At 67.8% G+C, this 22,243-nt stretch carries 27 protein-coding genes; 8 read left to right on the top strand and 19 right to left on the bottom strand.

Translation table 11 applies throughout. From position 1 onward, the window contains the following. Positions 1 to 8 precede the first annotated feature (8 nt). Positions 9 to 803: an SDR family oxidoreductase gene (locus tag ACH47X_RS08335; protein WP_397403215.1), complete on the bottom strand. Its 795-nt coding sequence runs from the start codon at positions 801 to 803 to the stop codon at positions 9 to 11. 84 nt (positions 804 to 887) lie between these two features. Between ACH47X_RS08335 and ACH47X_RS08330 the strand changes: the two genes are divergently transcribed. Then, positions 888 to 1,847 (top strand): DUF2797 domain-containing protein, encoded by a 960-nt coding sequence (locus ACH47X_RS08330; protein WP_397403213.1) that lies wholly within the window; start codon positions 888 to 890, stop codon positions 1,845 to 1,847. Between the two features lie 43 nt (positions 1,848 to 1,890). Here ACH47X_RS08330 and ACH47X_RS08325 read toward each other — a convergent pair whose 3' ends face one another. From ACH47X_RS08325 to ACH47X_RS08300, 6 genes are all read right to left on the bottom strand, one after another. Next, the gene (locus ACH47X_RS08325; RefSeq protein WP_397403211.1) at positions 1,891 to 2,382 is read right to left on the bottom strand and encodes a hypothetical protein; all 492 of its coding nucleotides are present in this window, start codon (positions 2,380 to 2,382) and stop codon (positions 1,891 to 1,893) included. Between the two features lie 30 nt (positions 2,383 to 2,412). After that, positions 2,413 to 3,159: a hypothetical protein gene (locus ACH47X_RS08320; RefSeq protein WP_397403209.1), complete on the bottom strand. Its 747-nt coding sequence runs from the start codon at positions 3,157 to 3,159 to the stop codon at positions 2,413 to 2,415. Continuing rightward, positions 3,156 to 3,683 carry a hypothetical protein gene (locus tag ACH47X_RS08315; RefSeq protein WP_397403207.1) on the bottom strand — a complete coding sequence of 176 codons (528 nt, stop codon included), beginning with the start codon at positions 3,681 to 3,683 and terminating at the stop codon, positions 3,156 to 3,158. Before ACH47X_RS08315 ends, ACH47X_RS08320 begins: the two co-directional genes overlap by 4 nt. Continuing rightward, positions 3,680 to 4,111: a DUF4259 domain-containing protein gene (locus tag ACH47X_RS08310; protein WP_397403205.1), complete on the bottom strand. Its 432-nt coding sequence runs from the start codon at positions 4,109 to 4,111 to the stop codon at positions 3,680 to 3,682. Before ACH47X_RS08310 ends, ACH47X_RS08315 begins: the two co-directional genes overlap by 4 nt. Before the next feature lie 53 nt (positions 4,112 to 4,164). Further along, entirely contained in the window at positions 4,165 to 5,133 is a 969-nt protein-coding gene (locus ACH47X_RS08305) for an aminoglycoside phosphotransferase family protein (RefSeq protein ID WP_397403203.1), read from the bottom strand. A gap of 82 nt (positions 5,134 to 5,215) precedes the next feature. Beyond that, positions 5,216 to 5,599, bottom strand: a complete 384-nt coding sequence (locus ACH47X_RS08300; protein ID WP_397403201.1) for a MerR family transcriptional regulator — start codon at positions 5,597 to 5,599, stop codon at positions 5,216 to 5,218. Between the two features lie 65 nt (positions 5,600 to 5,664). Between ACH47X_RS08300 and ACH47X_RS08295 the strand changes: the two genes are divergently transcribed. Beyond that, positions 5,665 to 7,206, top strand: a complete 1,542-nt coding sequence (locus tag ACH47X_RS08295; protein ID WP_397403199.1) for a SulP family inorganic anion transporter — start codon at positions 5,665 to 5,667, stop codon at positions 7,204 to 7,206. 9 nt (positions 7,207 to 7,215) lie between these two features. Here the strand turns inward: ACH47X_RS08295 and ACH47X_RS08290 are convergent, their stop codons facing one another. The 4 genes from ACH47X_RS08290 to ACH47X_RS08275 form a co-directional block, all read right to left on the bottom strand. Next, positions 7,216 to 7,740: an NUDIX domain-containing protein gene (locus tag ACH47X_RS08290; RefSeq protein WP_397403197.1), complete on the bottom strand. Its 525-nt coding sequence runs from the start codon at positions 7,738 to 7,740 to the stop codon at positions 7,216 to 7,218. 51 nt (positions 7,741 to 7,791) lie between these two features. Then, positions 7,792 to 8,415 (bottom strand): hypothetical protein, encoded by a 624-nt coding sequence (locus ACH47X_RS08285; protein WP_397403195.1) that lies wholly within the window; start codon positions 8,413 to 8,415, stop codon positions 7,792 to 7,794. A gap of 234 nt (positions 8,416 to 8,649) precedes the next feature. Then, positions 8,650 to 9,135, bottom strand: a complete 486-nt coding sequence (locus tag ACH47X_RS08280; protein ID WP_397403193.1) for a hypothetical protein — start codon at positions 9,133 to 9,135, stop codon at positions 8,650 to 8,652. Between the two features lie 76 nt (positions 9,136 to 9,211). Beyond that, entirely contained in the window at positions 9,212 to 9,523 is a 312-nt protein-coding gene (locus ACH47X_RS08275; RefSeq protein ID WP_397403191.1) for a hypothetical protein, read from the bottom strand. Positions 9,524 to 9,672: 149 nt separating this feature from the next. On the opposite strand from ACH47X_RS08275, the gene ACH47X_RS08270 reads away from it, so the two are divergent. Continuing rightward, entirely contained in the window at positions 9,673 to 10,647 is a 975-nt protein-coding gene (locus ACH47X_RS08270; protein ID WP_397403189.1) for a phosphotransferase family protein, read from the top strand. A 70-nt stretch (positions 10,648 to 10,717) separates the two neighbouring features. Beyond that, positions 10,718 to 11,806 (top strand): PrsW family glutamic-type intramembrane protease, encoded by a 1,089-nt coding sequence (locus ACH47X_RS08265; protein WP_397403187.1) that lies wholly within the window; start codon positions 10,718 to 10,720, stop codon positions 11,804 to 11,806. A 14-nt stretch (positions 11,807 to 11,820) separates the two neighbouring features. Here ACH47X_RS08265 and ACH47X_RS08260 read toward each other — a convergent pair whose 3' ends face one another. Further along, positions 11,821 to 12,387 (bottom strand): YcxB family protein, encoded by a 567-nt coding sequence (locus tag ACH47X_RS08260; RefSeq protein WP_397403185.1) that lies wholly within the window; start codon positions 12,385 to 12,387, stop codon positions 11,821 to 11,823. A 145-nt stretch (positions 12,388 to 12,532) separates the two neighbouring features. Here ACH47X_RS08260 and ACH47X_RS08255 point away from each other — a divergent pair, with 145 nt between their 5' ends. Further along, positions 12,533 to 13,771: a restriction endonuclease gene (locus tag ACH47X_RS08255; RefSeq protein WP_397403183.1), complete on the top strand. Its 1,239-nt coding sequence runs from the start codon at positions 12,533 to 12,535 to the stop codon at positions 13,769 to 13,771. A 351-nt stretch (positions 13,772 to 14,122) separates the two neighbouring features. Here ACH47X_RS08255 and ACH47X_RS08250 read toward each other — a convergent pair whose 3' ends face one another. After that, positions 14,123 to 14,551, bottom strand: a complete 429-nt coding sequence (locus ACH47X_RS08250; protein WP_397403181.1) for a DUF6228 family protein — start codon at positions 14,549 to 14,551, stop codon at positions 14,123 to 14,125. Positions 14,552 to 14,751: 200 nt separating this feature from the next. Here ACH47X_RS08250 and ACH47X_RS08245 point away from each other — a divergent pair, with 200 nt between their 5' ends. Beyond that, positions 14,752 to 15,417, top strand: coding sequence for a hypothetical protein (locus ACH47X_RS08245; RefSeq protein ID WP_397403179.1), 666 nt, complete (start codon positions 14,752 to 14,754; stop codon positions 15,415 to 15,417). Continuing rightward, on the top strand, positions 15,369 to 16,331 hold the full coding sequence (locus tag ACH47X_RS08240; protein WP_397403177.1) for a competence protein CoiA family protein: 963 nt from the start codon (positions 15,369 to 15,371) through the stop codon (positions 16,329 to 16,331). The genes ACH47X_RS08245 and ACH47X_RS08240 overlap by 49 nt, the downstream gene beginning before the upstream one ends. 85 nt (positions 16,332 to 16,416) lie before the next feature. On the opposite strand, the gene ACH47X_RS08235 is transcribed toward ACH47X_RS08240, so the two are convergent. From ACH47X_RS08235 to ACH47X_RS08220, 4 genes are all read right to left on the bottom strand, one after another. Next, positions 16,417 to 16,659, bottom strand: coding sequence for a hypothetical protein (locus ACH47X_RS08235; RefSeq protein WP_397403175.1), 243 nt, complete (start codon positions 16,657 to 16,659; stop codon positions 16,417 to 16,419). Between the two features lie 190 nt (positions 16,660 to 16,849). Then, positions 16,850 to 17,869 carry a protein NO VEIN domain-containing protein gene (locus ACH47X_RS08230; protein WP_397403173.1) on the bottom strand — a complete coding sequence of 340 codons (1,020 nt, stop codon included), beginning with the start codon at positions 17,867 to 17,869 and terminating at the stop codon, positions 16,850 to 16,852. A 352-nt stretch (positions 17,870 to 18,221) separates the two neighbouring features. Further along, positions 18,222 to 18,464 (bottom strand): hypothetical protein, encoded by a 243-nt coding sequence (locus tag ACH47X_RS08225; protein WP_397403171.1) that lies wholly within the window; start codon positions 18,462 to 18,464, stop codon positions 18,222 to 18,224. 112 nt (positions 18,465 to 18,576) lie between these two features. Beyond that, positions 18,577 to 19,488 (bottom strand): NgoMIV family type II restriction endonuclease, encoded by a 912-nt coding sequence (locus ACH47X_RS08220; RefSeq protein WP_397403169.1) that lies wholly within the window; start codon positions 19,486 to 19,488, stop codon positions 18,577 to 18,579. A gap of 103 nt (positions 19,489 to 19,591) precedes the next feature. Here ACH47X_RS08220 and ACH47X_RS08215 point away from each other — a divergent pair, with 103 nt between their 5' ends. Continuing rightward, positions 19,592 to 20,473 (top strand): HNH endonuclease, encoded by an 882-nt coding sequence (locus ACH47X_RS08215; protein ID WP_397403167.1) that lies wholly within the window; start codon positions 19,592 to 19,594, stop codon positions 20,471 to 20,473. Here the strand turns inward: ACH47X_RS08215 and ACH47X_RS08210 are convergent. Both ACH47X_RS08210 and ACH47X_RS08205 read right to left on the bottom strand, forming a co-directional pair. Further along, positions 20,467 to 20,880, bottom strand: a complete 414-nt coding sequence (locus tag ACH47X_RS08210) for a very short patch repair endonuclease (protein WP_397403165.1) — start codon at positions 20,878 to 20,880, stop codon at positions 20,467 to 20,469. The two genes, ACH47X_RS08215 and ACH47X_RS08210, sit on opposite strands and share 7 nt — an antisense overlap. Before the next feature lie 23 nt (positions 20,881 to 20,903). Then, positions 20,904 to 22,220: a DNA cytosine methyltransferase gene (locus ACH47X_RS08205; protein WP_397403162.1), complete on the bottom strand. Its 1,317-nt coding sequence runs from the start codon at positions 22,218 to 22,220 to the stop codon at positions 20,904 to 20,906. Positions 22,221 to 22,243: the final 23 nt, after the last annotated feature.

The following is a 22,243-nucleotide window of genomic DNA, read 5'->3' as shown; positions in this document are numbered from 1 at the left end:
GGGTCGGCTCAGGTATCGGCCGGTGAGGTGTGGAGCGCGCCGATGGTGCGCCCGACCGCGCCGGTCCAGTCGCGCAGCGCGGTCGGGGCGATCCGGGCCTCAGGACCGGGCAGGAGCGCGCCGCGGTCCACGATCCCGCCGAAGTAGGTCGCGTCGGGATCGCGGACGACGGCGCCGGCCTCGCCCAGGTGCGCCAGCGCGGCGCGGACGAAGACGTCGAGCTCGAACCGTTCGGGTCCCGCGAGGTCGAGGTCCGGCATCGGCGAGGGTCCGTCGACGAGGCGGGCGAGCTCCGCGGCGACGTCCGCCCCGGCGACCGGCTGGACGAGGACCGGGGCGAGGCGCGCGGGGCCGCCGTCCGGCCCGGCCGAGGCCCGGGCGATGGTGGGCGCGAACTCGAAGAACTGGGTGGCGTGCAGGATGGTGCAGGGCACCTCACCCGCGCGGACGGCGTCCTCCAGGCGCACCTTGGCCGCGTAGAAGGGGACGTCGGGTGCCCTGTCGGACCCGACGATGGACAGCATGACGTGGTGCTGCACGCCGGCCTCGCGTTCGTAGCGCGTGAGGTGCTCGCCGGCGCGCGCGAAGAACTCGTCGATGCCGGCGGGGTCCAGCGAGCCGGTCTTGGCGGTGTCGACGACGACCTGGGCGCCGTCGAACGCCTCGCGCAGACCCTGGCCCGTGACCAGGTCGACGCCGCTCGCGCGCGACGCGACCCGGACGTCGTCGCCCCGCGCGCGCAGGAGCCGCACCACCTGGGTGCCGATGGTGCCGGTGCCGCCCAGCACGGTGATCGTCGTCATCGTCGGTCCTTCCGCGTAGAACACCATCTTGTGCCGCGGAGGCCGTACTGGCTCGGCGTCGGAGGCTCGCCCTAGAGTCGTGCCGTGTCCGAGGAACGCACCGCCTGGCGCCCCACGGGGCTGGTCTGGTCCGACGACGGCGCCGGGCTGGAGTGGCTCACCCCCGCGGGCGGCACGCGCACCAGCCCGCTGCCGGTCGGGGCGAACCTGGCGCTGACCGTCGGGACGGACCGCCGGTGCCTCGGGCTGTGGTGGGAGGGACGGCGGGTGCCGTGCGTGTCGGCGACGCCTTCCGGCGGGGCGCTGCTCGACGCCGGGGCGAAGTCGGGCCAGTGCGAGTCCTGCGCGGCGATCGCCCGCACCCGGTCGGTCGCCACGGACACCCGGCTCGACGACCCGCGGGAGTTCCGCGTGTACCTCGCGCACCACGGCAGCGTGGTCAAGGCTGGCATCACCGCGGCCCAGCGCAGGCAGGCGCGGCTGCTGGAGCAGGGCGCGCTGTCGTCGCTGTTCCTCTCGACGGGCACGCTGGTCTCCGCCCGTCGGTGCGAGTCGCTGCTCACCACGGCGCTCGGGCTGCCGCAGCAGGTGCACACCGCGCGCAAGCGAGCTGCCCGCGCGGCGCCGGGGACGGCGTCGTCCCGCGCCGCGGAGCTCTCCGCCGTCGTCGGGCGGGCCGCCGCGCTGGACTGGCCGCCGGGCCAGGCCTGGGATCCGACCGAACCTGCCGACCACACCGTTGGCTACGGGCTGGCGGACGGCGGCGTGGTGCCGACTCGGCAGCTGGACCCGCTGCGGCCCGGGGTGACGGTCGCGGGCGAGGTGATCTGCCGGGTCGGCCGGGACCTGTACCTGGCGTCGGCGGGGCCCACGACGCCAGGCGACTCCACGACAGGAGGTGGCGTGCTGCTGGTCGACACCGGCCTGCTGGCGGGCTGGGACCTGGGGCGGGCGGCGGCGGGTGTAGCCGGGACCGCGAGCACCTCCCCCGTAGCCGCGCCGGCCGGGACGGGGTCGGGCGCGGAGCAGGACGCGCTGTTCTGACCGGGGCTCAGATTCGGACCAAGGCTTGGATTCGGACCAGGGCCTAGATGAGGTCGTCCCGGGCCTGTTCGAGCTGGGTGTGCCACCACGATCCCGGCTTCAGGGCGGGCTTCTCGACCGTCACGAGCCGACGGCGCAGCCGCCGCACCCGGTCGCGATGGGACCGCTCGGGGACTGGCGCCGGCCGGGGCTTGATCATGCCCGCTCGGAACTGCGCGAGCTTCTCGGCGGCCTCCGCGGCGCTGAGCACGGTGGGCGGCGTCGGGCGCGGACCGGAGCCGATGTACTCCGCGAAGGCGGCGACGAACTCGTCGAGCTGCTCGCGGGAACCGTTGAGGGGGTGCAGCTCTCCCCGGGCCGTGAGCACGGCGACGGAGCTGTCATCGGTGAGCTCGACGATCTCGGCCTCCGCGGGGTCGTGGAGGTAACCGATCACCCGGGCGTCGCGTGCCGCCGGCTCGGCCGGGATCTGGACCGACCGTGTGGCGTCCGGGTGCAGGACGAGGCCCAGCGGGGCGTCGTCGACCGCACTCATGCTGGAACCTCGTCCGGATGACTGCGCACGTCAGAGCCGCAGCAGGTCTCGTGCCAGGCCCTCGCGCAGGCCGGCCGGCGGGTCCACGTACCCCTCCGCACGCAGCTCGCCGGGGAACCCGCCGGCCGCGAACGCGTTGTTGAGGTCGTCGACGAACCAGAGCGTCGGACCGACCAGCCCGTCGACGCCGACGCCCGGCAGCTGGATCCCGTACGGGCCGTCACCGCTGATGTTGGCCTTGTGCAGGGCGTCGGGGGCGTAGTCGATCTGGAACGGCTCGGTTTCGTAGTCGACGTCGTCCGCGTCGTCCTGCCAGTTCTGCCATTCCTCGGTGTAGTAGTCGCGCGCGCCGCCCCCGTCCGCGATGAACTCGAACTGGACCACGAGCGGGTCAGCGAGCACGCTCTCGGGCCAGCGCGGGTGCTCGCCCACGAGCCACACGTCCCCGACCTCGCGGATCCACGCCGACACCGTCATCGGGACCGGCCCGAACGTCGCCTCCATCCAGTCGGCCAGGGCGGACGCGCCGTCGGACGGTGGGAAGTGCGCCGCGCGCGGCGTGGCCTCGTCGTCGTTCTGCGCCGCGACGAAGCCGTCGGCCTGGAGCCGGTCCACGATCGTCTCGACGTTCCGGCGCGCCCGCAGAGCCATCTCGCGCGCCACGGCCTGCGCGTCCTCGCGGTGCGGCTCGTCGAACGCTGTCATCCCCAGGGCGCGCAGGTCGCGCCACACGTCGTCGTGCTCCCCGGCCTGGTACCGGGCGAAGTAACTGGTCACGACGGGAATCCTGGCAGAGTCCGGGCGGCTCCGGGTGTGCCCGGTCGGGGCGCGGCGCCGTCACTCAGCCCTGGCTGGAAGGACAGCAGGTCGAAGCGCATCCGCTCGGTCTCGGGCTGCGGTCCTTGGAACCGGTCCCGCGCGTCCAGCGCCTTGAGCACCAGCCCGCGGCCGACGTCGTCGATCTGACCCGTAAGGCGCAGCAGCGCGAAGCCCGCGCCGATGGTGAAGTCGGCCATGTCCATGTCGTCGTCGTCGTCGAGACCCTCAGCGACGGCAGCCTCGTCCACGAACCACTCGGGATCGATCTGCACCAGGGTCGTGCTGCTGTCGAGCTCATCGAGCCTCTGGGCCGTCCTGACGAGCGTGTCCCACCCCTCGTCGTTGCCGAACGGCGCGAAGTCGTCGCCCTGGTCGTCGTAGATAGGGTCGCGAAAATGAGCCGCGAAGGCAGGGTGCTTGGGTCCGAAGTGAGCGTCGTCGTCTGGTCCCGCCGTGTCCGTAGAGGCGAGGTGGTCAGTCATTCGGAGCCTCCGCCAACGGCACCGGCCAGCGCCGCCGTCCCCAACGCCTGCCGCAGGTCCTCGATCGACGTCTCGACCTTGCCGAGCCACTCGCTCAGCGACTGTTCGCTCGCTTCCTGCCACAGCTCGTAGACCTCCGAGCCGGCGCCGAGCACCCGGTCCGTCTGCTCCAGCAGCCACGTAGCGCGCTCGTCGTCGAGCAGGTCGCGGGCCGCCTCCACGGCCTCGGTGTGCGGCAGGTCGCGCAGCCCGCGCGCGGCCAGCGCCACCTCGACGAGCGCGAGGACGGCCGCGCCGGCGTCGCTCTCGATGTAGTCGCCCCGCAGCTCGTCGGCGAGGTCGGTGAACGAGAGCTCGCGGTCCGCGAGCGCCCCCAGCGTGTCCAGGGCCGCGTCGTTGCCCAGGATGTCAGTGCTCCATGTACCCATGGCGAGGAACGTACGCGGAGCCACTGACACTCCCCCGGCTGCCAGGAACAGGCCTACCGCAGCAGCTCCTGCAGCCAGGCGATGCTGGCTTCCGCCTGCACGCGCTGGAACTGGCGCAGGTGCGGGATCCCAGGCGGCGGCTCCTGCAGCGAGCCGTGCGCGAAGTAGGCGGCGAGCACCGCGACCCGGGTCGCGACGGCCTCGGGCTCGGTGCCGCGCGGGAGCGGCGTCCGGTCCAGCACTTCCGACGGCGTGGGCCCGCCGAGCGCGTGCATGGCCGGCAGCATCCCGACGAGGTCGAGGAACGCCGCGCCTCGCACGGCATGCGGCCAGTCGACGACGACGCCCCGCGGCCGGTCGTCGGGCCCGAGGATCAGCACGTTGTCCGCGCGGAAGTCGGCGTGGACCAGCCGGTCGCCCCCGAAGGCCTCGGCCTGCCGTTTCGGAGCGGCGACCTGCGCGATCAGGTCGAGGTGCTCGGCGAGCCAGGGGTCGTAGGTCGCCAGTCCCTGCGGGCGCTCGTCGGCCAGGACCTGCGCCTCGGACCGCGGCTCCTGGGCGTAGTCGGGGAACGCGTCGCCGTCGGGCGCCTGATGCTCGCCGACCTGAAGGGCGAGGCGCGCGAGCAGGTCGACGTCGTCGAGGTCCCACGGGTCGGTGCGCACCGCGCGCCCGTGCACGGGTTCGAAGGCCAGCACGGCCCAGCTGGGCACGTCCGCGCCGGCGACGCCGCCGTCGTCCGGCACGTCGAGGGACCACAGGAAGCGGGGCGACGGGAGGGTCGCGGGCAGCCGCGCGGCCTTGACCGCCTCGTTCCGGTGCAGCCGACGAGCCTCGGTCTGGTCAGGGGAAGCGGTCTTGACGAAGACCGGGCCGTTCTCGGTGGTGAGCACGCTGGCCAGGCCGGGCGAGTAGCCGCCGTCGTGCGAGACCCAGGAGGTGACCTTCGCGCCCAGGCGGTCCTCGATCGCCGTGCGGATCGGATCGGGCAGGTCGGGCCAGGTGGGACGTACGCGGGTCATGCCAGTGCAGCCTGCCGGAGCGGTCAGCGCCGCACCAACGGAATTTCGGGACGACGCCGGAACCGACGGCGCGGAGGGTGGTTCAGAGCCGGTGCAGCAGGTCGATGAACTCGTCGGCCATGGCGAGCTTGCGGGCCAGGTCCGCGCGCCGCTCCTGCGCGGAGGTCACGTAGGCAGCCAGGCGGGCCCGAGCCTCCGGGGTGTCGTCCTGGGCCAGGGAGTCGGTGAGGTCGAGCAGGTCGGCCATCTCCTCCAGGCTGAAGCCCAGCGGCTTCATGCGCCGGATCAGCAGCAGGCGCTGGACGTCGGCCTCGGTGTAGAGGCGGAAGCCGCCCTCGGTGCGGCCCGACGGTGTGAGCAGGCCGACCTCGTCGTAGTGGCGCAGGGTGCGCAGCGAGAGCGCCGTCCGCTCGGCGACCGCCCCGATGTGGAACGTGACCTCGTTGATCACCGGTCGCTGCACCATGGGGCCAGCCTCCCACAACACGACCGTCCGAACTCTACCCTCACGTCAGGGTAGAGTTGCCTCCCGTGCCTCAGACCCCTGCCGCCCCTGGCCCCGCGACCTCCCCCGCATCCGGCGCCCCCGAGGCCGCCGCGTCCGGTTCGTTCCGGGCCGCCTTCCGCTCCGTGACGACGCTGCGCACCGAGGTGCTGGCGGGCCTGGTGGTGGCGCTGGCCCTGATCCCGGAGGCGATCGCGTTCTCGATCATCGCGGGCGTCGACCCGCGGATCGGCCTGTTCGCGTCGTTCACGATGGCCGTCACCATCTCGTTCCTCGGTGGACGCCCGGCCATGATCTCCGCGGCGACGGGCGCCGTGGCCCTGGTCATCGCGCCAGTGGTGCGCGAGCACGGGCTCGACTACCTGGTGGCGACCGTCATCCTCGCCGGGGTGATCCAGGTGGTCCTGGGCCTGCTCGGCGTCGCGAAGATCATGCGGTTCATCCCGCGTTCGGTGATGGTCGGCTTCGTCAACGCGCTCGCCATCCTGATCTTCCTGTCGCAGGTGACGCACCTGGTGGGCGTGCCGTGGGTGGTGTACCCGCTGGTCGCGGTCGGTATCGCGATCATCGTGCTGCTCCCGAGGTGGACCAAGGCCGTGCCCGCACCGCTGGTCGCGATCGTGCTGCTGACGGCGACCGTCGTCGTCGCCGGGATCAAGGTGCCGACCGTGGGCGACGAGGGCGCGCTGCCCGAGTCGCTGCCCTCCCTCTTCTTCCCGGACGTGCCCCTGAACCTGGAGACGCTGCGGATCATCGCGCCGTACGCGCTGGCGATGGCGCTGGTGGGCATCCTGGAGTCGCTGCTGACCGCCAAGCTGGTGGACGACGTGACCGACACCCACTCGAACAAGACCCGCGAGGCGTGGGGCCAGGGCGTCGCCAACGTCGTGACCGGGTTCTTCGGTGGCATGGGCGGCTGCGCGATGATCGGCCAGACCATGATCAACGTGCGCGGTTCGGGTGCCCGCACCCGGCTGTCGACCTTCCTGGCCGGTGTGTTCCTGCTGATCCTGGTGGTCGGGCTGGGCGACGTCGTGGCCATGATGCCGATGGCGGCTCTGGTCGCGGTGATGATCATGGTCTCGGTCGGGACGTTCGACTGGCGTTCGATCCGGCCCTCCACGTTGCGTCGCATGCCGAAGTCGGAGACGACAGTCATGCTCGCGACGGTCATCGTGACGGTGGCGACGCACAACCTGGCGTACGGCGTGATCGTGGGCGTGCTGACGGCGATGGTGCTGTTCGCGCACCGGGTCGCGCACTTCACGTCGGTGACGCGGCTGGATGTGTCGGACGACGACGGCGAGCGGGTCTACGCGGTCGAGGGCGAGCTGTTCTTCGCGTCGTCGAACGATCTGGTCTACCAGTTCGACTACGCGAGCGACCCGAAGAACGTGGTGATCGACCTGAGCCGGGCGCACATCTGGGACGCGTCCACGGTCGCGTCGCTGGACGCGGTGCGGGCCAAGTACGAGGCACGGGGCAAGACGGTGACGATCGTCGGGATGAACGAGGACTCGGCGGCGCGGCACGGGCGGCTGGCCGGGGTGGTCGGGGGCGGGCACTGAGCCGCGGGTTCAGCCCTGGTCGGCGGGCGGCCCGGCGATTGGATGGCCGTTCTCCAGCTCGGCCACGCCACCCTCGGTGATCGCACGCAGTGCGGCGGCGATCCGCCGAGCGACCAGTGGGCGCATCCGCTCGCGCGCCTCGTCGACGGTGCACCACGCCCAGGACCGCAGCTCGTCCTCGGCGAGACGGATGGCCGCTGTCTGCTGCCCGGTCAGCCGGCCGCCGTCGTACACGAGGACCAGGGCCTCCGTGCGCCCGGCGGCGGCTGGGACGTGGTCGACGGCGACGAGGCGGCCCGGGCCAAGGTCCAGCCCGAGCTCCTCGCGGACCTCCCGCGAGGCGGCAGTGCGGGGCGACTCACCGAGCTCGACGGCGCCGCCCGGGGCCTCCCAGACCTGCTTGTACGTGGGCTCGCACAGGAGCACGCGGCCTGTGTGATCGGTGAACACGACGGTCGCCGCCATGCGCTTCCTTGGGACGGTGTGGGTGTGCTGCGCCGAGCCGATGTCCTGGGGCTGTTCGTCGGTGGCCATGTTGGCGAACGTAGACCATGCCTGGCCGGAGTACTGGCCGGTGAGCCGACGTCAGAAGACCGCCGCGGAGAACCAGTCGAACCCGACCTCACCGTTGCGCTGGATCAGCACGCTCGCGAACCCCTGATCCGTCGTCTTGACACCAACAGGCACCTTGAGCGCGAACGAGCTCTGCCCTACGGTGAGCGCGGCCGGGCTGTTCAGACCCGTGATCCGCACGGTGCCCGCTGAGAACACCTGGAGGGTCACCTCGACGGTGTGGGTCGCGTTCGGCGGAAACTTGAACAGGTAGACGATGTGGTACGGGTTGTGCGAGGCGAAGCTCGGGAGCCGGTGGTACGGGGGTTCCGCCTCCGTGCTGATGAGGCAGTCCTGCACGTACATGCCGAGCACCCGCCCGCCCGGCAGGCTCCGTCGGGACTGCCGGGGGTTGAGGCGCCCGATCGGCGTCGCGTCGAGCGCGGCGTCGCCGTTCTCCTCCACGCCAAAGGTCGCGGCGAGGTTCGTCCCGTCCCGTTCGGCCTCGTAGAGGACGTCCCGAACCGGCAGGTCGTTCCCCAGGTCCACCAGCCCGGCCGCGTGGAGCCGTTCGAGGACAGCGCCGTCCGGGCCGGTCGCCGTGATGTCTCTCAACTGCGTGAGGGGGTTTGTTCCCGAGTGGGTCTCATCAGACATGATCGCTCCTCGTCGAGCGTCTTCCGCATTGATCCCACCGTTGTCACGGTCTGATGATCTCCATGCTAGGTCAGGCGCCAACACGCCACTTGGTGAGCCCCGCGCCGGGCCGATTGTTCACCCGACGCGCGGTCGTTCAGCTGCCGGCGTGTTGCAGCCGGTGCGGGCCCGCCTGTTTCGGCGCGGCCCTACCTGCCCTTCCCGCTGTGTGAGTACGTCACAGCTCCTCGTTACCTAGGACGACGGCTGGAGAAGAGACCTCAGACGATCGCCGATCGGCCCTTCGCGCCAGTTCTTGTCGTAGAAGCTGACCTGGATCCGCTGCAGGGCGGGGTGTCCGGCGGCGGCTTTGGGGACCCGGGTGGGCTTGTCCGCGGCGTCGACGAAGGTGACGACGGGGCTGGCAAGCACGAGTTCGTCCGCAAGAAGGCCCTGACGACGCTTCCGGTCGATCCCGACCACCTCGGACCAGGGCGCCCCGATCCTGTACGCGTCGCGCTGGACTACCAGGCTGGTATCCGAGACCGTGAGCGTCCGACGGCGTGCCTGCCGGTACATCCGGATCATGAGCACCACGGAAACCACGACGTAGACGACGGCCAGCACAACAAGGACTGGCCGCTGCGTCGTGATCAGAACCAGTGAGATGGCGGCCGTGAGGATCGGGATCGGCAGGACGAGCAAGGCGGCAAGGTCTCGGCGGATCCGGTAGACGGTCACGGCTCGTGAGCCTAGTGGACGCCTTCCGCTCCTGGTGCCACAGGTTCCTGGCCGCTCGATCGTCCGCGGCGCCTTATTACCCCTTCCGACCGCCGGACAGGCCGGCGTCCTCGACCGCTCGTTCGAGGGCGTCGATGGACCGGTCGAGGATGTCGCGCAACAGGCGCGCCTTGTGCAGGGAGTTGCGCGCCTCGGCCGGGGTATCGGCGTCGAGGTCGAGCGTGACGACGCGGCCGCAGTCAGCGATCGTCAGGCGTGCGCTGACCCGCTTGGCGTCGTCGTCCGGGGTGTATCCGGGCTCGACGGTGAAGTCCGCGAGCGCGTACGCGCCCGCGTGGTGGCCGCGGCGGTTCAGGAAGGTGCGGCGGTAGAAGCGTCGGAACGCCATGAGTACCTCGTCTCAGGACAACTCCCGCCTGAGTGGGCGGGGTCGGAACCCGCGGGTGCTTCTCGCCATGTCGGCACTGTAGGTCGGTGCGGTTGGGGTTCGCACTGGAATTCGACGCCACTGAACGCCTTGTACCTAGGCTGGCGGACATGAGGCGCCTCCTCGACGACCCCGCTGCCCTTCGCACAGCTCTGTCGGAAGCCGGCGCGATCCAGCCGGGGTACTCGGGCAGTCTGGAGACCACGCAGATCGGCGCCGAGTTCGGCCTGAGCGGCACGACGGCGAGCGTCCGCCTCGGCGACGACGCCTCCCCCGGGCTGGTCGTCAAGCTCGACACCGCGGAGACGATCCGCCGCGAGCAACTCTTCTACACCCGGTACGCCGCGGCGCTCGCGGGCCAGGCCCCCCGCTACCTGGGTTCTCTGCTCGACGATGACGCCGGTCTCCTCGCGCTCGAACTGGTCGCGCCGGCGGAGCAGCTCGACGTGCTCACCGGCTGCGACGACGCGACCGCCGAACGCCTGGTGTCCCTGCTCGCGACGCTGCACGCCGCGACGTGGGTCGATCCGTCCGACGTCGACCCGCGGTTGCCACGCTGGCGGCGTCGCCCGTACGCGCCGGACGAGTGGGCCGCGCGCCTCGACACCGCCCGACGCCGGTTCCCGGAGATCATCGACGGTGAGGCGACCGAGCGCCTCGCCGGGCTGCCGGGCCGGGTCGCCGGTGTACTCGACCGGCTCGCCGCCGTCCCGCACGCCTGGACCCACGCCGACGCCCACCTCGACAACGTGCTGCGCCGACCGGACGGCGGCGTGGTGCTGCTGGACTGGGCGACGTCGTGTGTGGGCCCGCCGCTGGCGGACCTGGCGCACCTGCTGGCGGGAGGTCTCGTCGACGACCCGTCCGCGAGCACGCGCGTGGCGGCCCTGCTCGAGGTCTATGCCGAGACGCTGGGCGCGCACGGGATCGAGACCGACCCCGGCGTCGTCGCCTCGCTCACGCGCGACGCCGCACTGCCCTGGGTCCAGGGCATGGTCGGCTGGGCGGCGGCGCCGGTCCGTCCGACCGGGCGAACGGACGCGGTGCTCCGTTTCCAGCTCGGCGTCGCTGTGGCCTGGACCTGAGCCGAGCCGCCGCCATTCTGGGACGACCGGTCCGATGGCGACACACGACGGGTAATGCTTCTCTCCACTCATGACACTCGTCGTGATCGGGGCGATCCTCTTCCTGGCCGGCACGGCGGTTGCTTTCATCGTGAGCCGGCCACGGGACGGTGTCCCGGCCCCGGGCTGGTTCCCCGATCCCGCCTCCCGCCTCGCTCGCCAGCGCTTCTGGGACGGCCGGGCCTGGACCGGCCAGATCGCCGACGGCGGCCCGCTCGCCGAGCGCGGCCGCCGGTTCCGCGGACGCTTCTGGGGCTCGTGGGTCTGGCACCTGCTGGCGGCCGTCGTCGTCCTGCTGGCTGGGTCGGTCCTGTACCAGTCGTCGGGGAACATCCACGTGATGGGTTTGGCGAGCCTGCTCGGCATGGCCGGCGTCTGCTGGGCCTTCTACGGTTTCGTAAGTCGTCGGCTCGCCCTGCACGACGTCGTCGGCCCCCTCACCATCGTGTCGGTCGTGGTCGGCACCAGCGGCGCCGTGATCCTGATCGCGGCGAACATCAACTCCTGGATCATCAACGGCGCGGGGATCGCGACGGCGACGGCGTGGGTCGGCGTCGTCGAGGAGGGGACCAAGCTGCTTGTCCCGCTGCTGCTGTTCGTCCTGGGCCGCTACCGCGACCCGCGGGCCGGCATCGCGCTGGGCCTGGCCTCGGGCTTCGGCTTCGCGATCACGGAGACCACGCAGTACGCCTATGCCACGGCGACGGCGTCGGGCCCGAACTTCTGCGGCACCGGCACCCTGGATTCGACGCCGGCTGCAGTGGTACGGGAGCAGCTCTTCCGGGTGTTCACGGTGTCGCCCCTGCACTGGCTGTGGACCGGCATCGCTGCTGCGATCGCGTGGCGTCTGTGGCACCTGTACGGACGCCGCGGCATGTGGGGCGCGCTGGGCGGAATCGCGCTGGTGATGGTGGTGCACTCGCTCAACGACAGCTCGGCGACGGCGTTCTGCGACGATCCTGCCGCCAGCACGGTCGCGGTGGTGCTGCGGTGGGTGCTGGTGGTGGTGATGTATGTGGTGTTCCGGGCGTGGGCGCGGAAGTCGGTACCGCCGCAGATGGTGGGAGTGGTTGGGCGAGGGTGGGTGCCTCGGCGATTGCCTGCGGGTCGCGGTCGGTAGCGTCGTGCTCCAGCTCAGCGGATGAGGTAGCGCGAGACGTGAGCCTGGATGTGAGCTCGGACAGATGCCTGGTCGCCGATGGGCACCGCACGCTTGGGCAGCCAGTAGACGAGCGAGGCCAGTCCGTTCGGCACGTAGACGTAGTACGCCTCGTTCGTCTCCAGGGCACGCGCGGCAACGCTCCACGTGAAGGACTGGCTGCCGCTGGGGCCCTCGTGGCGGAAACCCTTGCTGTCCAGAACTGCGTGAATGGGTTCGCGGTTCAGCGGCTTGCGCCAGGCGGCTCGGCCGCCGAAAGGCGCGTAGCCGAAGCCGATCAGGGCGGCCAGGGCCGCAGCCACGGTGAGGGACAGGAGCGTTGCCGTATCGAGGACGGGTTGGCCGTCGTCGTGAACGAGGAAGAGGCCCATCAGGAGGGCAACTGCGAACACGGCGAGCATCACCCAGGTCAGCGTCTTGAGCATCCGCAGCTGGGGCATGCTGCGGAGGAGATCGGCATAGTCCGACTGGGTGGGCGTGAAGTCGTACGCCGCCGCGAAGCTGGTGCTGGCCGTGGTCGGTCGGTAGGCGTCTGGTGTCACGCGGCGCAGCGTAACCATGGAGGCTGGCCGGTTGGCTGGCCGACGGGGTGAATGTGCGGATGAGGTGCCCTGGCAGCGCCTCGCGGCGCGGTGCACAAGACCGGGGTCATAACACTGTTCGCGACCCGTGTGCCAGCATTGCGGCATGTCAGAGAGCGTGTTCTTCGCCGATCTCCAGATGGCCGACCTCGTGCTGGACAGGGTTTACCAGGGTGGGTCGAAGGGCAACATGGGAGACGATCCCATCGGAAAGCTCCTGCCGGTGGGCAACCAGGGTGGTTTCCGATACAAGGGCAGTGTCGAGAAGCAGGATGTACGCCTTGTCGTCCTGTACACCTCGGGCGAAGAGACCGACTGGCCCGACCAGCTCGACCCGACCACCGGCGACTTCACGTACTACGGCGACAACCGCAAGCCCGGCCGCGGTCTCCACGAGACGCAGAGGAAGGGAAACCTCCTGCTGCGAGACATCTTTGACTGGTCTCGCGGCGACGCCACCGGCAGAGCGGCGGTGCCGCCGCTCCTCTTGTTCCAGAAGTCGTCGGGCAGGGATGTCGTCTTCCGTGGCCTTCTCGCCCCAGGCTCACCTCGCCTGGAGAGCGACGAGGAACTCGTCGCGGTCTGGCGCACGACGCGGGAGCTGAGATTCCAGAACTACCGCGCCCACTTCACCATGCTGAACACGCCAGCCGTCACACGCTCGTGGATCGACCAGATCCTCGCGGGCGAACCGCTCGGAGATGCCTGCCCACCGGAGTGGCGGGCGTGGGTGAAGAGCCGGTCCTACCGTGCCCTTGAAGCGCCGAGGACGATCGCGATCCGCACCAAGGAAGAGCAGCTCCCGCTGGCTGCCGACCGGTGGATCCTCGAAATCATCTACGAGCACTTCAGCCACGACCCGATCCAGTTCGAGCATTTCGCAGCGAGTATCTGGGCAAGGTTCGACAGCAATGTCGAAGCAGTCGAGGTCACACGTCCGAGCCGGGACGGCGGCCGTGACGCGCTCGGGACGTATCGGCTGGGACCTCTCACGGACCCGGTCAGGCTCCAGTTCGCCCTTGAGGCCAAGTGCTACGGGCTGGACACCGGTATCGGCGTGAAGATGATCAGCCGCCTCATCTCACGGCTCAAGCACCGGGAGTTCGGGGTTTTCGTGACAACGTCGTTCGTCAGTCAGCAGGCGTATACCGAGATCCGTGAGGATCAGCATCCGGTCGTTTTCATCACCGGGCGGGACATCGTGGAGTCCGTGAAGCGCCGCAGCCTCAACCGGCACGCAGCTCTGGAGACGTTCCTCAGGACGGAGTATCCCGTTGAGCGCAGTGTCGTCGAGGCAGCCTTCCAAGACGGATTGGCCGCGAGGGAGCCAGCGGCGAAAGGGTGATCTAAATGCACACGCGGTGACACGACCGACTGAGAGGGTCACCCGGGCCGACGCGGATTGTCACTGACTCTGCGAGCAAAGGATGCCGAGGACCGCGTAGCAGTGTCCCGCGCCGACCTCATGGGCTTACACCACCACGCAGCCGCTCCTAGCCCGGGGTGCGCGACAGTCGGATTCGTTATGGATGGCCCTAGGCCTATAGTCCACGCCTGGCAACGACGGTCGCAGGATCAACTAGATGTTGATCATGTGGTTCGGGGGCGATGGATCGTTGGAATTCTGCGGTTTCTAGGTTAGCGGAGGCGGGGCGTGCCTGCTGCGTGCCACTCCGAACTGAGTGGCGGCAGTGGGCTAGGGATCAAGTAATACGTCGAAGGCATCTGCGAGCCGGCGCATGTCTTCTCCTGCACCGTGCCGTGTCGTAGTGGAAAACGTCCATCGTGCGTCGTCATACGGACGGTGTGTCAACTCCCAGCGCAGGTGCACCTGCCCGTCGTGCAGCGCGGTCAGCTGGAGCTCGGATTCGAGCGAGTGCCATGTGCGGTCGCCGGCCCAGCCCCGGAAGTCCTCGTACAGCCCGCGCAGGAAGTGGGGGATTTCGCTCGTACCCAGGAGAAGAACCTGTTGCTCCACCCGAACATGAGCCCCAACCGCACGCATCAGCACGCCTACGACGTGTGGGTCGTCCGGACCGTATGGAAACGCCTTCTCGAACTCCAAGCGCAGGCCTGCCTCCGTGATGATGCGCAGGGATGACGGATCGTCGCTGTCTACGAGCACCAGACGCACGCTACCGGCGCCTGGAACAGGCGCCCACCTCATTGTGACCGTCAGGCATGGGCTGGAGGCGTCCAGCAGCGAGCCTGAGCGAGCAGAGGGCAGTCCGCGTCCACAGCCCCCCAGGACAGCAATGCATCTACTTCGAGCACAAGTAGGTGCATTACTGCTAAGGTCACTTCCCGAGAGGTGGTGAGGTCATTGTGATCATCGTCAACGTCGGCCGTTCGTGGCCGAAGGCGCAGTCCGAGCAGCAGCGCACCAGCGCCATCGAGAGTGGCTGGCCGATCCGTGGCACCAATCTCCCGTCGGTTGACATGCCGGACGCGGTGTCAAGATTGTTCAGGGGAAAAGCCCGCAACGTGGCCATGCTCGAAGACCTGACGCGCTTGGTTGGCAACCTGGACTTCCTCGTCGCGGTTTCGTCAAACGTCGTGGTTGATGTCCGCATCATTGATCATTGGGATGTCTTCGATGACCGTCTCGCGTTCAAGACAAGCCTGCCGACCTGGCGCGCCTCTGTCGTCGGTGAGCGACTCCCGGCCGATCTCGCGTGGCAGCGTGGCGAATCATGGCCGCTCAAGGCGGTCGAGTCGCACTGGCTGGACGAAGTCGTTAAGACCGAGACGGTCCAGGTCGGCGACTACACCGTGCATCTGCTCCCGAACGGCACCCTGCACGTGGCCCTTCCGCAGGCATCCGGACTCGTGACCGTCGGGTCGCATGATCAACCCGTTCCCGTGCATCGACCGCGTGCCACTCGCGACCCTGATGCTGAGTACGCCGACGAGCTCGAGACTGAGAAGGCTGCGATCGGCGCGTGGGAGCAACAGCAGCAGGGCCGAGCCACGAAGCGGCAGCAGCCATGAACCGGCACCCGGGCTCGGAGTCTGACGCTCACGCCACACTAAAGCAGGCTCTTCGCGAAGCCGCAGTGTTGGCGGGCTGGTCGGCCGAGATCGAGGCGCGCCTGACAGATGGGTCCCGAGCTGATGTCCTGTGCGAGCTCGGCGGCCGAAGGATCGCGCTCGAAGCGCAGATCTCCCATCAGGCGCCGAGGGAGTACCAGTCCCGGGTTTCCAGGTATGCGGCGATGGGCATCGAGAGCTTCTGGTTTACGCCCGGCAAACCCCCAGCTCTCCAAACCGGCCTCCCGGTGCTTCCCGTCGAAAGCCAGGATCGCACGTGGTCTGTCGTCGAAATACCAGACAAGAATTCACGCCTATCCCAAATGGTCACCCACCCGTTGCACGAAGTGGTGGCCGATCTGCTGTCAGGACGGCTCCAGATCTACTCGGCCGCGGCTCCCGTGTTCCAACTTGTCGATGTCATGGTCTACGGGTGCTGGCGACAGGAGTGCGATGCCACCTCCGTCGTATGGGAGCTGTACGACCAGTTGCACGTCTGCCTTCGCTGCGGCCTGCACAATGAAGGAAGCACAAGCCGGGAGCTCTTCCCGCGCAAGCGCCCCGAGAGCGACCCTGACGTTATCGCCGAGGTGGCCGGATGGGCTCGCGCAGTCGGCCGAGCACCACTGGCACCGATCGAGATGACCTACTCGCACACCGCCGGCGGCTCCTACCACGCGTTTCAGTGCCACGCGTGCCGCGCCATCATCGGCGACTTCCACCTAGGCCGGGCGTTCTTCGAGATCCGCGTAAACGAGGATCCTGAAGTGCCTCCCGACCGACGCGCGATGCCCAGCACCGAGGAAAGACAGTTCCCTTGGCACTGGTGCCTAGCCGAAGAGCGGAGACACAGTCTCACCGCCCGGGCTGCATGACCCTGCGGTACCCACGTCGCAGCCGCGAAGGCGAACCCACAACCGCCAGCCCTTCGACGACTTGGCCCGAAGACAGGGACTCGGGCTACCGACCTTCTCCTTCTGGGATGCCGCGTCTCGTCAGACAAGCTGTGGCGCCAACAAAAGTGGCCCGGAACCCAAGGGATTCCGGGCCACGTTTGGCGCCGTGGTCAAGCGTCGTTGCTTGACCCGCGAAGGATAGCCAGTCGGAGGCCAACGCTCCTACACCGGCCTCGAGGATCGCTTCTACCATGAAGTAGAAGATGGTAATCGAGGTTGCGATGCCTACGTTGAATGGTTTGGTCACGACGGTCTCCTCTGGGGATCTCTTCTGCTCGCGAATGCGAGCGATTGTTCGAAGAACCCCGAGGAAGATAACGATCGTAATCGCCCACGGCAACGAATTGTAGAATCGAACTACGTCAACTGGCGCGCTTTTGGGTCATTCAGTTTTGCGGTAACACAATAGCACACTCAGGAGCATTAGTCGAATGCGCCTATTGGTCCAATATCCCGCCTCGGGGAAGTTCGTACCGGTATCGGATGGCGGTCAAGTGGGATCGTCGGGCTGTCCAGTCCTTCCAGCACCTCGCGTCTCCTCCCACCGCACGGACCGAGCCGTCCGCCCCTCGCTGCCACTGGATGCCGTCGACGACGAACAGATCGGTTGGGATCGCCCCACGCGAGTTTTCGACTTCACCCACAGTCAGCTCGACCGTATCGATCGCACCCAACGACCCCTTCACTTCAACACGTCGCCGATCAGGACCCTTCTGGACAGCTAGGTCGTATGGCTGCGACGATCCCGTGTATTCGACCGCATAGCCACGAGCCTGGTAATCCGCAACTGCAAGATTCACGGCGCGCCATTCGATGGCGCTCCGCACCGCCGCATCCGCGATGTAGCCGCTGCCACGCATCTTCGGCGCTTTGCCTCTGCCTGTGGGAAGACTCGGACCGCTGCCGTCCCCCACCTCGCCGACTGATAGAACGTCCAACACCTCACGTGGCATCTTCACGAAGTACGTCTGCTGGGCACGGAGCTCTCGCTTATCACTAAAACCGAAGGGGAAGTACAGACTCCCGCCTGGGTTCTGGACCTCAAGCTCGGTGAGCACCTTCCGGAGCTCCGCGTCCTTGGCTCGGACATCGCTGATTAGGACCGGCTCCGACAGTGGCGTGTAGTTCACCAGCGGCATGCGCCATGCCGGCCGCAGGTCCAGTTTGCCCCTAGAGCGGCCCACTGTGCTGTGGGCCTGCCACGAGATGTCTGCGTCCTCGTACGCTCCAACTGCTCGTGACCAGCCCACGATGGCCGGTTCCCCCGCTAACGCCTTGTGCCAATGCAAGATGACATCGCCAGGCTGAACGTACGTGATCAGCTCGTATCCCCAGTAGGGCTTCCCGCTGCCATCCGTAGTGGGCGCGAAGAGATCAGCTCCGAGGTCGGCTCGGTCTGTGATCTCCATCCAGAACCGCTGGTCGGGATCGGCAGCCCACCACTCGTTAATCGGCATGGCCACATCCTGCCGCGTCGCCCCACGACTGTCTGCGGACTCGCAGCAACACACGCTCAAGGCGATGTCAGAGGAAGTGCCGCTTCATGGCGCGCACCGCTGGGTTTCCGCTGGTCTGGCGCCTTGTAACACAGAAGCCCAGGCCAGAAGTACCTTCTGACCTGGGCTTTCTGAGCCGCCTGTGTGGGAATCGAACTCACGACCTTCTCAGTACGCGTGCTCGGCTCCTCGTCTCGCGTGGGCGACATGGCCCCGTCGGGTCCATCGAAACCTCGATGTTTGCGATAGTGTTTGTGTGAACGAGGATTTCACGCTAATACGGGATCCGATTGGTGGCTGTTGCGAACACCAGTCAGGCGACCCAGGGGCCAAACTTGGCCTGTAAAGGGTCCACCCGGCCAAATGGCGGCTCAAACGCCTTCCGCACCATCGAGTGCCGCCCCTTGACGGTGCCGCAGATCGCTTCAGCCATTTTGACGTTAACTTCAGCTCGCAATGGGAGCGCATAGCCCTTGCGGTTGGCATACTCACCGCAGTGCTCGCACGCGCACTCGACGATCGTTGTCGGGATATCGGTACGGGATGTTGTGGCCACCAGGCCGGTCCTCTCGTCGCCCTCCAGTACACTCCCACCCTACCCAAGGCGCGCATACGCGGGCGCTCAGCCTGCGTCCTCTTGCTAGAGGCAGTTGCCGTGACGCATCCGTTCAGATGGCAAGGTCAAGGGGGAGGTCACTGATGTCCTTCAGCCGCTTGCCGTCGACCATCGAGTCGAGGAGCGCAACGTGCTCGTCGTCGCCGGACGCGCGCACTGCGGCTTCCAACTCGTACAGCGCGAAGTGATAGACGGTATCGATGTCCCCAGTTCCGAGCGCCAAGGATGAGATCCGCGAGAGGGTTGGCTCGCCGGTAACAACTGCGATGTGTGGCACCTGGCCCTTGCGGTTTCGAATCAAGTTCAGTGCCTCGGTGCGAGCGTTCTGCGCCCGGTCAGACCGAAGCGTCCATTTGCACGAGATCACCGCATGCAAGATCGGGTCCGGCTGAACTGACGATCGGAGGCTCGCGTGTGTCGCGATCCTGCCGTCGACCAGCGGTGAACCGGCATTGAGCTCGACGTCGCTGACCGGCCGTCGGGCGACGATGACGTCGGGCGCGACAACGTAAGCGTTCCCGAGCGATGCCCTGAGCATTGGACTCGCTTTCACGGCACGGTCTAGATCAGCCAAGTGCCGGTACTGCTCGAACTGGGATACTCCACTGGAGTTCCGCCCCGTAATCTTCCGGATATCCCAGTCGCCCGGGCGCAGGGCCGACAGCGCTGGGAACGAACTGCTGAGATACACCGCGACCGCGTCTTCGAACGTATTGCCTGAAGTCTGACCAGCCGCGCGCTCGTGGACGGTCTCGACCCTGAGCTGCTGCGCGATCGCCTGCGCCCACGCGACTGACCGAGCATTCTGCTTGTCCGCGTTGCTAGGCACGCCGTTCTTGTCGATCGTCAGCGTGCCTGACGCAAGGAGGCTCGCGTGGAACTCCCGCCGCTCCTGTGCGAGGCGTGCCTGACTCTCTGCGATCGCCTCAGCTGTGTCGGCAGAGGACGATTCGTCGTCGAACATCGGTTGGATCATCAGGTACCTCCAGGGGATGGCCGCGGTCGCTGTCTGAAGATACATGCGCTGTTGCAGGTCAGCTCACAGGCAGCACGACAGGGTGCGGCCCGTGAAGGCCATCTTCGGAGCACGTGGGGTGATGTTGGCGTTGCCACGCGGCCGACAGCGCCTTCCGCATGGATCCGCCGGCCATACTCCGCATGTGGATACATATCCGGCAGATGCGTATGCGCCGAGCGGGGTGCTGTGGTGGGACCTGACAATCTGGCCGGGAACCGAGAAAAAGCGGTTCGGCCAGGTGCCCCGTGTCGCGGCCTGGCTCTGGTTCAACAAGGAAGTCGGCGAGCGGTTCACGATGAACGAGCTCCGAGAAGCATTGGGCCCAGAGATCGTCGGGCAGTCTGAACACCTGAACCGCCGCCTCCGAAAGCTCAGGGAAGCCGGTTGGACGATCCTCTCGCAGAAGGACGCAGGTCGGGTGCTCGAACGAGACGAGTACCGGATCGACAAGTTCGGGTCGCGCTACTGGATCGATGCTGAGCGGAACCAGCAGAAAAAGTTCGGGCCGTCGGCTCGGGTACGGCGCCTAGTGATTGAGCGCGACGGCAGCCGGTGCGTGCTATGTGGTGTCGCCGGGGGCGAGACCTATCCCGGGGAGCCGGGCCGGAGGGCAAGGCTCACGATCGGACACCGGGTTCCCCAGGAGCGGCTGCGGATCCGTGATGCGGCTGACGACCTCGACAACTGGCGAACGGAATGCGCGCTCTGTAACGAGACCGTACGAGACCAGATGCCGGACCCCCACCGTTATGACGAAGTGCTTGCTCAGGTGCGAGGGCTGCGCGCTCAGGACAAGCGAATCCTGCGACTTTGGCTCACTCGTGGTGAGCGTGGGCGAAACGATCTCGACCGTGTCTACGACCTGGCGCGACTACTTGGAGCGGCTGAGCGGGAGGAGCTGCGTGACTATCTTGAGCAGAGTGCTCACTGACCTGCAAGTACCCGCCTTGCCGCTGCGGAGGGGTCTGCGCGGACGTCGTGCTCCCAGATACGTACGGCCGTCCACCCAAGGCTTTCGGCCTGCCGAACGGCGATGGCGTCGCGTTCCCTCGTGCGCTCCATCTTCGCAGTCCACAGATCCGCATTGGGCCCTTCGAAGGCTTTGCGTCGTCCGTGTTCCGCGCAGGAGTGCCAGTAACACCCATCGACCCAGACCGCGATCCGGCGCCTGGGAAGGACGAAGTCCGGCGCGCACTCTGGACCCAGGCGCCGGTGCAGTCGGAACCGCGCTCCCATTGCGTGAAGAGCACGGCGCAGGTCAACTTCAGGCGTGGTGTTGCGGCTCTTCCGCCCGGAGAGGCTGGGGCTCGCCTTCGTGCTGATCCACTGCTCGGCCACGCAACTAAGGTTATTGGATGGCTTCAGCTGATCCTGTTCCGGGCTCTTGCGAACGCAAGATGCCGACCGTGGTCGTCCTGTCCAACGAAGCCCTTGAACGCGCCAAGCATGTAGGTGCGGGCCTCGCCCTCGCCATCAGTCTTGATGTCGAAGTCACGTGACAGCAGGCCAACGCGCTGCTCGAAATCGCTCGGATGGATGGCCCCACCCGCGGCCCTGATGAGTTCCTTGGCAGTACGGGGCCCGTCAGCCTCTTTGAGGGCGACATAGATCGGCTCGTGCTGCATCACCTCGGCCTCGGTCTCGGCAAGGTCCTTCAGCCTTCCCTTGCCTGTCAAGGCGTCACGGATTGAGGCACCCACGGCTCGCGCAACTGGGGGTGGGAACGCGTTACCGATCTGCCGGTACTGGCTGGTCTTCTTGCCCTCGAAGTTCCAGGCATAGTCGCCGTCGTCGAGCCAGCCCTGCAGGATCTTCACCATGTCGATCGTGAGCTTCGGCGTGTGATCACGCGTGTGTACCTTGGGGTGAGGGGCGTCATTGGCAATGCCCATCGCGTCGACCCCCAGCTCGGCCCACGCGCGCTTGGCACGTGTTGGCCCGAGATCAGCGCCTCCGTGCTTCTTGGACCCCCCGACGATAGTTGGAGCGATGCCCTTGTTCGCCGTTTCGCGCCAGGCTTCGGCCCCGGCCCAGTCGTGAACACGCATCAGGTCGTAAAGAGAGTCTCCGACACCACCAACGTACGGAGTCTTCTCGGGCCAGTTGAAGTGGCGGGCGTCGCTCTCGTCGCGGAGTGCAACGAGGATGAAGCGGGGCCGCAGCTGGGGCACGCCATAGTCCCTGGCTTCCAGCAGCTTCCAGTCCGACCAGTAGCCGTGCTCTTTGAGACGATCCTTCACCCACTGCCTGTACGCAGCGAACCTCGGCATGGAGAGACCCCGGACATTTTCGAGCATCAGTGCGCGCGGCCGCATCCTGCCCACTAGCTCGACGGCCCAGGCAAACAGGTCTCGCTCGTCGCTGGTGCCAAGCTGCTTACCAGCGATTGAGAACGGGGGACACGGCACGCCGCCGGCCAGAAGGTCGATCCCTACATGGTCGTCTGGGTTCCAGACGTGGCGTTCCTCGTCGAACTTCTCGCCACGCTCTGGTACTGCCGCAACGTCGCCGACGGCGACTGTCATGTCCCAGCCGAGCCGCTTGCCGTTCGTGCGCAGGGTTTGCGCTGCAGTCTCGTCGATCTCGACCGCCAACGAGTGCTCAAACCCGGCCAGGTGGAGCCCCAGGCTCTGCCCGCCCGCACCGGCACAGATCTCTACGACACGAAGTTCAGACACACTCTGCTCCTTGGGGACTCTCT

This window comes from Promicromonospora kroppenstedtii (assembly GCF_044389675.1).
GTDB lineage: Bacteria > Actinomycetota > Actinomycetes > Actinomycetales > Cellulomonadaceae > Promicromonospora > Promicromonospora kroppenstedtii.
Note: the sequence above shows the minus strand (reverse complement) of the source record. Positions and strands in the feature narration are given on the sequence as shown.

What these genes read in the sequence shown, in the direction of transcription:
- ACH47X_RS08335 (WP_397403215.1), bottom strand. Translation starts at nt 803, where the DNA reads ATGACGACGATCACCGTGCTGGGCGGCACCGGCACCATCGGCACCCAG.
- ACH47X_RS08325 (WP_397403211.1), bottom strand. Translation starts at nt 2,382, where the DNA reads ATGAGTGCGGTCGACGACGCCCCGCTGGGCCTCGTCCTGCACCCGGAC.
- ACH47X_RS08315 (WP_397403207.1), bottom strand. Translation starts at nt 3,683, where the DNA reads ATGACTGACCACCTCGCCTCTACGGACACGGCGGGACCAGACGACGAC.
- ACH47X_RS08310 (WP_397403205.1), bottom strand. Translation starts at nt 4,111, where the DNA reads ATGGGTACATGGAGCACTGACATCCTGGGCAACGACGCGGCCCTGGAC.
- ACH47X_RS08305 (WP_397403203.1), bottom strand. Translation starts at nt 5,133, where the DNA reads ATGACCCGCGTACGTCCCACCTGGCCCGACCTGCCCGATCCGATCCGC.
- ACH47X_RS08300 (WP_397403201.1), bottom strand. Translation starts at nt 5,599, where the DNA reads ATGGTGCAGCGACCGGTGATCAACGAGGTCACGTTCCACATCGGGGCG.
- ACH47X_RS08290 (WP_397403197.1), bottom strand. Translation starts at nt 7,740, where the DNA reads ATGGCCACCGACGAACAGCCCCAGGACATCGGCTCGGCGCAGCACACC.
- ACH47X_RS08285 (WP_397403195.1), bottom strand. Translation starts at nt 8,415, where the DNA reads ATGTCTGATGAGACCCACTCGGGAACAAACCCCCTCACGCAGTTGAGA.
- ACH47X_RS08275 (WP_397403191.1), bottom strand. Translation starts at nt 9,523, where the DNA reads ATGGCGTTCCGACGCTTCTACCGCCGCACCTTCCTGAACCGCCGCGGC.
- ACH47X_RS08270 (WP_397403189.1), top strand. Translation starts at nt 9,673, where the DNA reads ATGAGGCGCCTCCTCGACGACCCCGCTGCCCTTCGCACAGCTCTGTCG.
- ACH47X_RS08265 (WP_397403187.1), top strand. Translation starts at nt 10,718, where the DNA reads ATGACACTCGTCGTGATCGGGGCGATCCTCTTCCTGGCCGGCACGGCG.
- ACH47X_RS08255 (WP_397403183.1), top strand. Translation starts at nt 12,533, where the DNA reads ATGTCAGAGAGCGTGTTCTTCGCCGATCTCCAGATGGCCGACCTCGTG.
- ACH47X_RS08230 (WP_397403173.1), bottom strand. Translation starts at nt 17,869, where the DNA reads ATGCCGATTAACGAGTGGTGGGCTGCCGATCCCGACCAGCGGTTCTGG.
- ACH47X_RS08220 (WP_397403169.1), bottom strand. Translation starts at nt 19,488, where the DNA reads ATGTTCGACGACGAATCGTCCTCTGCCGACACAGCTGAGGCGATCGCA.